Source organism: Cyclobacterium xiamenense (genome assembly GCF_009467825.1).
GTDB classification, from domain to species: Bacteria; Bacteroidota; Bacteroidia; order Cytophagales; family Cyclobacteriaceae; genus Cyclobacterium; species Cyclobacterium xiamenense.
The window spans coordinates 1-735 of sequence record NZ_WIOK01000087.1 but is presented as its reverse complement, the minus strand read 5'-3'; the positions used below and the strand labels follow the sequence as shown (position 1 = coordinate 735).

Below are 735 nucleotides of genomic sequence, written 5' to 3'. Positions count from 1 at the left end.
CTAGCTTAATAAAGAGCCAAGAAAGGGAAGCTAAAAATCAAAATTATTCAATTTTGAAACCAGAAAAATAAACCAAAAAGCTTAACTTAATAGCATTGGAGGGAAGCAGCGTCATGCGTGCTGTATAATCCCGGGGCAAGGGATCAAGGGATTGGTCCTTGGTGCAGGAATTTCCCAGTACCATCAGAAGTAACCCAAACAGCATTAAGGTTCTATTTTTATTTTCCAAATAGCCGGAGAAGGATTCCATTGACCTGGTCGATTTTTTAGCGTGTTTTACAAGGTGTTAAACCTAATTATTTTTTAGCTGAAACAAAACTAATTTGTTAGAAATTTTCCGGGGGAGATTGAAAAAATGGTTAATTCTTCATCTCCGGGTCTTGGTGGTGTATTGGGGGGAGTTGATGAACTAGACTAATTACTGACGGACACCAAAAAGTCCCGGTCAGCTGTTTCCGGTTCTAGCTATTTGTCGCCAAGTTAGCCTTCCAACTGGATACCAGTGAAAACTACTTTAATTCTTGTATCGTTGCTCACCGATAAAAGGGTATTGCAGGACAACCGTAACTACCTGAATCAGACCGCAGAATCCTTCCGTACTTTTGGCTTAGATCCAAAAGTACCAAACCTGCCGGCAGGCCATAGCCGTCAGTTTAAGGACGTAAAACCCTAAAGGTCAGGTTATTTTGGAAAAAACAGTAGATCCCCTTTGGGATCTTTCTTCCTTTTGTTCAT

Annotated in this window: 1 protein-coding gene; it reads right to left on the bottom strand. The window is 40.7% G+C overall.

Features of this window, described 5'->3' with window-relative positions; genetic code table 11:
• Positions 1-43 precede the first annotated feature (43 nt).
• Positions 44-250: a hypothetical protein gene (locus GCU44_RS22965; RefSeq protein WP_154859719.1), complete on the bottom strand. Its 207-nt coding sequence runs from the start codon at positions 248-250 to the stop codon at positions 44-46.
• Positions 251-735: the final 485 nt, after the last annotated feature.

Coding starts and splice junctions, on each gene's coding strand:
- GCU44_RS22965 (WP_154859719.1), bottom strand. CDS start 250: ATGGAATCCTTCTCCGGCTATTTGGAAAATAAAAATAGAACCTTAATG.